Annotated in this window: 1 protein-coding gene; it reads right to left on the reverse strand. The window is 75.5% G+C overall.

From position 1 onward, the window contains the following. Positions 1-13: 13 nt before the first annotated feature. On the reverse strand, positions 14-7,804 hold the full coding sequence (locus ACLJQF_RS25665) for a type I polyketide synthase (RefSeq protein ID WP_410612258.1): 7,791 nt from the start codon (positions 7,802-7,804) through the stop codon (positions 14-16). Positions 7,805-7,820: the final 16 nt, after the last annotated feature.

Here is a 7,820-nt window from a genome sequence, read left to right on the forward strand (position 1 = left end):
CTCCAGGAGTGGGTCATCGGGAATCGGTACCGTCCAGCGCCAGCCGGACCAGCGCCTCGGCGTCGAGGTCGTCCACGGCGTCCGGGCCGCCGGTGTCGGCGGTGTGGGACACGTCGAGCCCGGCCAGCTCCAGCAGTGCCGTCATCAGCCCGGCGTCGCGGAACCGGGCCAGCGGCACGGTGGCCAGCGCCGCCCGGATCCGGGCCTCCTCGGGGTCGGCCGCGGTGCCGGGCCGCAGAACGTCGAGCAGGTGCGCGGCGAGGGCTGTCGGCGTGGGGTGGTCGAAGACGACGGTCGCGGGCAGGGCCACGCCCGCCGCCTTGGCGAGGCGGTTGCGGAACTCGACGGAGGTCAGGGAGTCGAAGCCCAGCTCGGTGAACGGGCGCGCCGCGGGGACGGCGTCGGCCCCGCGGTGCCCGAGCGCGACCGCCGCCTCGGTGCGGACCAGGGCCAGCAGGGTCCGCTCGACGTCCATTTCGGACAGTCCGGCGAGCAGGTCTTCGGTCGCCGGGACCACCACGGCCGTTTCGAGGACCCGCCGCGCTTCCGGCACGCCGAGCAGCAGAGCGCTCGGCCGGGCGGAGGTGAAGGCGGGCACGAACCGCGTCCAGTCGACCTCGGCGACGGTCAGCGTGGTCTCGTCGCGCCCGACCGCGCCGGCCATGGCGCGGACCGCGAGGGCCGGCCGCAACGGCGTCAGGCCCCGGCGGCGCAGGTAGTCCTCGGCGTCGTGGTCGGCCGCCATGCCGCCGTCGGCCCACGGGCCCCAGGCCAGCGCGGTCGCGGTGCGGCCCGCGGCCCGCCGGCGCCGGGCGAGCGCGTCGAGGTGGGCGTTGGCCGCGCCGTAGGCGGACTGGCCGCCGCTGCCCCAGATCCCGGCGATCGAGGAGAACAGCACGAACGCGTCGAGTTCGGTGTCGCCGAGCAGGGCGTCGAGGTTTTCGGCGCCGGTCACCTTGGCGGAGAGGATCTCCGCGAAGGCGCCGAGGTCCGGGTCGTCGAGGGGGGTCGCTCCGCCGGTTCCGGCGGCGTGGACGACGGCGGTCAGGTCGGCGCGGATATCGTCGAGGACCGCGGCGAGTGCGGTGCGGTCGGCGACGTCGCAGGCCGCGATGGTGACGTCGGCGCCCAGCGCGGTCAGCTCTTGAGCCAGGGCTTCGGCGCCCGGGGCCTGGGTGCCGCGGCGGCTGGTGAGGACGATCCGGTCGACGCCCTCGGTGGCGAGCCAGCGGGCGACGTGGGCGCCGAGCGCGCCGGTGCCGCCGGTGACGAGGACCGTGCCGCGGGGTTGCCACGGCCGCCCGGTGGGGACGCCGGTGACCGGGACGAGGCGCCGGGCGAACCGGCCGTCCGCCCGCACGGCCACCTGGTCCTCGGCCGGGTCCGCCAGGGCTTGGACCAGGAGCTCGCCGATCCGGTCGGCGGGGGCCGGATGATGCGGGGCTTCACCGCCCGACCCTCCGGCCCACTCCGCGGGCAGGTCGATCAGACCACCCCAACCGTCCGGCCGGTCGAGGGCGGCGCTGCGGCCCAGACCCCAGACCTGGGCCTGCTCGGCGTCCGGCGCCGGGTCGGGGTGGCCGATCGCCACCGCTCCCCTGGTGACCGTCCACACGGGAATCTCGGGCACCGCACGGAGCAACGCGAGCGTCGCCGCAACTCCGGCCGGAACCGCCGAGTCCGCTCCGGAACCGAGCGCCAGCAGGGACAGCACGGCGTCCGCGGTCCGGCCCGCTACCGCCAGCTCGTCGCCGGCCGGGTCGTCGAGGCGGGCGAACGAAACGCCCCGCTCGGCGAGGGCCGCGGCGACCTCGTCGCCCAAGCGCGCTTCCCCGGCCGGGACGGCCAGCAGCCAGTGCCCCGATGGCGTCGCCCCGGTCTCGCGGGCCGGTTCCCAGGTGACCCGGTATCGCCATCCGTCCACAACGGACTGCCTGCCGTGCTGCCGCCGCCAGGACGACAACGCCGGGAGCAGCGCGGTCAGGGACGCGCGCTGGTCCTCGCCGATCGCCAGTGTCCCGGCCAGCTCGCCGACGTCCTCGCGCTCGACCGCCGACCAGAACGCCGTGTCCACCACGGGCGCCGCCGTCGCTTCCAGCCAGTAGTGCTCGTGCTGGAACGCGTAGGTCGGCAGGTCCACGCGTCCGGCGGGACCGAACACCGCGGCCAGGTCGGCGGGGGCGCCGTGCGCGAACAGCGTCGCCAGCGCGGTCAGCGCCGCCTCGCCGTCGGGGCGGTCGCGCCGCAGTGACGGGACCACCACGGCGTCCGGCACGGTGTCGCGGGTCATCGAGCTGAGGACGCCGTCCGGGCCCAGTTCCAGGAAGACGCCGACGCCGGCCGCCTCCAATGTGGACACGCCGTCGGCGAACCGGACCGCCTCCCGCACGTGCCGCACCCAGTAGTCCGCGGTGAACGGCTCGGCGAGAGCACCGCTCACATTCGAGAGCACTGGTATCTCCGCCGGGTGGTAGGTGACCTTGTCGGCGGCCGCGCGGAATTCGTCGAGCATCGGGTCGAGGTGCGGCGAGTGGAAGGCGTGGCTGACGCTGAGCCGCTTGGTCCGGACACCCCGGTCGGCGAACTCCGCGGCGACGGCCAGGACGTCGGCTTCGTCGCCGGAGACGACCACCGATGCCGGGCCGTTGACGGCGGCGATCGCCACCCGGTCGCCCAGCAGCGGCCGGACGTCGGGCTCCGGCGCGGCGATCGACACCATCGCGCCGCCCTTCGGCAGCGCCTGCATCAGCGCGGCGCGGGCCGACACGAGCAGGCACGCGTCCGCCAGGGAGAACACCCCGGCGACGTGCGCCGCGGCCAGCTCACCGATCGAGTGCCCGGCGACGAACGACGGCCGGACGCCCCACGACTCGAAGAGCCGGTACAGCGCGACCTCGACGGCGAACAGGGCGGGCTGGGTGAACCCGGTCTCGTCCAGGCCCGGCGCGTCGCCGGACACGACGTCGCGCACGGGCACGGTGAACTCGGCGCAGATCTCGTCGAACGCCGCCGCGTAGACCGGGTACCGGTCGTACAGCTCGCGGCCCATGCCGGTCCGCTGCGCGCCCTGGCCGGTGAACAGCACCGCGAGCCGGCCGGACGACGCCGTGCCGCGGACGACCCCGGGCGCCGGTTCCCCGGCGGCCAGCGCGGTCAACCCGGCGAGCAGCTCGGCCCGGCTGCTGCCGAGGACGACCGCGCGGTCGTCGAACCGGGCTCGGGAGAGCAGCGCTCCGGCGACCGCCGCCGGGGCGGCGTCGACCGTCGCCAGCTTGCGCGCCTGGGCCCGCAACGCCGGTTCGCCCTTGGCCGACAGCGCCCAGACGACCACCGGCGGCTCCGGAACCACGGCGGGCGCGGGCGCCGGTTCCGCGGGGAGTTCGAGGATGGCGTGCGCGTTGGTACCGGAGATGCCGAACGCCGAGACGCCGGCCCGGCGCGGACGATCCACCGAAGGCCACGGGCGCTGTTCGGTGAGCAGCTCGACCGACCCGGCCGTCCAGTCCACCCGGGTCGAGGGCGCGTCGACGTGCAGGGTCTTCGGCAGCACGCCGTGGCGCATCGCGAGCACCATCTTGATCACCCCGGCCACGCCCGCGGCCGACTGCGTGTGCCCGAGATTGGACTTCAGCGAACCGAGCCACAGCGGCGTCGAACGGTCCTGCCCGTAGGTGGCCAGCACCGCCTGCGCCTCGATCGGGTCACCCAGGGTCGTCCCGGTCCCGTGCGCCTCGACGGCGTCCACATCGGACGGTGCCAAGCCCGCGTTCGCCAGCGCCGCCCGGATCACGCGCTGCTGCGACGGCCCGTTCGGGGCGGTCAGGCCGTTCGACGCGCCGTCGGAGTTGACCGCCGAACCACGCAGCAGGGCGAGCACCTCGTGCCCGTTGCGCCGCGCGTCCGAAAGCCGCTCCAGGACGACCATGCCGGCGCCTTCGCTCCAGCCGGTGCCGTCGGCGGCGTCCGCGAAGGCCTTGCAGCGGCCGTCCGCGGACAGCCCGCGCTGGCGGCTGAACTCGACGAAGATGTCCGGCGTGCCGAGGATCGCGACCCCACCGGCCAGGGCCAGGTCGCATTCGCCCGCCCGCAGCGCCTGACCGGCCAGGTGCAGCGCGACCAGCGACGACGAGCAGGCGGTGTCCACGGTGACCGCGGGACCCTCCAGGCCCAGGTGGTAGGCGATCCGGCCGGAGAGCACGCTGCCCGCGTTGCCGGTGAGCAGGTGCCCCTCGACGCCGTCCGCGGCCGGCACTCCGGCCGCGTAGCCGGAGTGGGCGGCGCCGACGAACACGCCGGTGGTGCTGCCGCGCAGCGTTCCCGGGTCGAGACCCGCCCGTTCGAAGGCCTCCCACGAGACTTCCAGGAGCAGCCGCTGCTGCGGGTCCATGGCCAGGGCTTCGCGCGGGGAGATCCCGAAGAACGCCGCGTCGAAGCGGGCGGCGCCTGGCAGGAAACCGCCGCCGGTGGCGTAGAAGGTGCCCGGGTGCGCCGGGTCCGGGTGGTAGAGCTCGTCGACGGGCCAGCCGCGGTCGGCCGGGAACCCGCCGATGGCGTCGCGGCTCTCGGCGACCAGCCGCCACAGTGCGTCGGCCGAGTCGACGTCGCCTGGGAAGCGGCAGCTCATCGCGACGATGGCGATCGGGTCCTCGCCGGAGACGCGGGCCGCCGGGACGACCGGGGCCGCCGCGGGCTCGGTGCCGGCCAGCAGGAACCCGGCCAGGGCCATGGGGTTCGGGTAGTCGAAGACGAGGGTTGCGGGCAGCGCGCGGCCGGTCGCGGTGGCGAGGCGGTTGCGCAGCTCCACCGCGGTCAGCGAGTCGAAGCCGGCGTCCTTGAACGCCCTCGCCGGGTCGATCGTGTCCGCGCTCGCGTGCCCCAGCACCGCCGCGACGTGCGTGCGGACCAGGTCCAGGACCTTTCCGCGGGCTTCTTCAGGGTCGAGGCCGGCCCAGCTTTCGCCGGCGACGGCGGCCTGTGCGGCGCGGCGGACCGGCGCACGCACGAGCACCCGCCACAGCGGGGCGAGATCGTCGCCCGCGCGCAGGGCGGCGAGGTCCAGGCGCAACGGCACGGCGACCGGCCGGCCGAGCCCGATGGCGGCGTCCAGCGCGGCCAGTGCGTCCTCAGTGGACAGTGGCCGGATGCCGGCCCGTTCGATGCGGCCGCGGTCGCGCTCGCCGAGCTTGCCGGTCATCGCGCTGCCGAGCGCCCACTGGCCCCAGGCGAGGGAAACCGCGGGCAGGCCCTGGGACCGCCAGTGCGCGGCGAGCGCGTCCAGTGCGCTGTTCGCGGCGGCGTACCCGCTTTGGCCGGCCGCGCCGACGATGCCGGCGACCGAGGAGAACAGGACGAACCAGGCCAGGTCGTGGTCCCGGGTAAGCCTGCCGAGCGCCGACGCGCCGTCCACTTTGGCGCGAAGCACCGAGGCCACCCGGGCCGGTGTCTGCGCTTCGAGCACGCCGTCGTCGAGAATCCCGGCGGCGTGCACCACCCCGATCAGCGGCGCCTCGGCGGGGATCTCCCGCAGCACATCCGCCGCAAAGCCGGGCTCGGCCACGTCGCCGGCGACCACGATCGCCTCGACACCGAGCACGGCCAGTTCTTCGCACAGCCCGGCGGCGCCGGGCGCGTCCGGGCCGCGCCGGCTCACCAGCACCAGCCGCCGGACGCCCGGACGGCGGGCGAGGTGCCGGGCCACGGCGGCGCCGAGCGTGCCGGTGCCCCCGGTGACAAGCACGGTGCCGGCCGGCTCCGGCCGCGGCAGCGTGAGCACGTTCTTGCCGACGTGCCTGGCCTGGCTGACGAACCGGAAGGCGTCGGCGGCCCGGCCGAGGTCCCAGGCCCGCAGCGGCAACGGCGTCAGCTCGCCGCGGCCGAAGGCGGCCAGGAGGTCGGCGAGGATGGCCGCGATCCGGTCCGGGCCGGGGTCGCCGAGGTCGAAGGGGTGGCAGCCGGGGCGGACGTCGGTCTTGCCCAGCTCGACGAACCGGCCGCCGGGGGCGAGCAGGTCCAGGGAGGCGTCGACGAAGGGCCCGGTCAGGGAGTTCAGGACGACGTCGACGCGCCCGAACCGGTCCCGGAAGCCCAGGGTGCGCGAGCTCGCCAGGTGCGTGTCGTCGAGGCCGAGTTCGCGCAGCACGGCGTGCTTGCCCTCACTCGCCGTCGCGAACACCTCGGCGCCCTTCCAGCGGGCCAGCTGCACGGCGGCCATCCCGACGCCGCCCGCCGCCGCGTGGACGAGCACGGACTGGCCCGCTTCGAGCCTGCCGAGGTCGAAGAGGCCGTAGTAGGCGGTGACGAACGCGACCGGCACGGTGGCCGCCTCGGCGAAGGTCCACCCGGCGGGGATCGGTGCCAGCCGCCGGGCATCGGCGACGGCCCGCGGGGCGAAGGCGTCGTCGACCAGGCCGAACACGCGGTCGCCGACGGCGAGATCGCGGACCCCCGAGCCGGCCTCGACGACCACGCCCGCCGCTTCGGAGCCGAGGCGGGCCTCGGGGTCGGGGTACATGCCGAGCGAGATGAGGACGTCGCGGAAGTTCAGCCCGGCCGCGCGGACCTCGATCCGGACGTCGTTTTCGCCGAGGGATGCCTCGGCCGCTTCGGCCAGGGCCAGGCCGTCGGTGGTGCCGGTGCCGGTGGTGACCAGCCGCCAGGAGCCGCCGGTGGGCGTCAGCGGCGGCGCGCTCGCGCGGGCCAGCCGGGGTGCCGACGCGACGCCTTCCCGGAGCGCCAGCTGCGGCTCACCGAGAGCGTCCACAGTGGACAGAATGGCGAGCGATCGGGGGTCGGTGTCGACGTCGGCCAGGAGGAACCGCCCGGGGTGCTCCGACTGCGCGGACCGCACCAGACCGGCGGCGGCGGCCGCGGCGACGTCGCGGACCTCCTCGTCCCCGGCGGCGACCGCGCCACGGGTGACGATCACCAGGCGGCCCGGGCGCTCCTCGGCGAGCCAGGACTGCAGCAGTTCCAGGACGCGACCGGTGGTCTCCCGCGCGGCGTCGGCCGCGCCCCCGGCAACGGAGGTGAAGACCAGGTCCGCGTCGGCGGTCCCGGTCAGGCCCAACTCCAGCTCGTCGGCACCGAACGAGCCCGGGGGGACCGGGGTGGCCGGGGTGGCCTCCGTCGCCCGGACCTCGGTCCAGACCTGCTCGAAGAGGGTGCCGGGGACGGTTGCCGCGGCGGGGGCGACCGGGCGCAGCAGCAGCGAGCCGACCGTCACGACCGGGGCACCGGTGGCGTCCCAGGCGGTGAGGGCGACGGCGTTCTCCCCCGCCGGGGACAGCCGGACCCGCAGCTCGGTGGCGCCGGTGGCGTGCACCGCGACCCGGGTGAAGGAGAACGGGACCCGGGCCGCACCGTCATCGGGGGTGACGATGCCGAGGCCCAGCGGGTGCAGGGCGGCGTCGAGCAGGCCGGGGTGCAGGGCGAAGCCGGCCGCGTCCGCGTGGAACGGCTCCGGCAGCGTCACTTCGGCGAAGACGTCGGTGCCGTCCCGCCAGACGCGGGTGAGGCCGCCGAACGCTTCGCCGTAGTCGAAGCCCATCGCGGCGAGCCGCGAGTAGAGCGCCTCGACGTCGACCGGCTCCGCCCCCGCCGGGACATCTCGCGTGTCCGGAGGGGCATCACACGTGATTGGCAGGGCATCACGCGTGTCTGGAGGGACATCACACGTGATTGGCGAGGCATCACACGTGTCTGGAGGGACATCACACGTGATTGGCGAGGCATCACACGTGTCTGGAGGGACATCACACGTGATTGGCGAGGCATCACACGTGTCTGGAGGGACATCACACGTGATTGGCGAGGCATCACAC

The sequence above is a fragment of the Amycolatopsis sp. lyj-109 genome (assembly GCF_046548995.1).
Lineage (GTDB): Bacteria > Actinomycetota > Actinomycetes > Mycobacteriales > Pseudonocardiaceae > Amycolatopsis.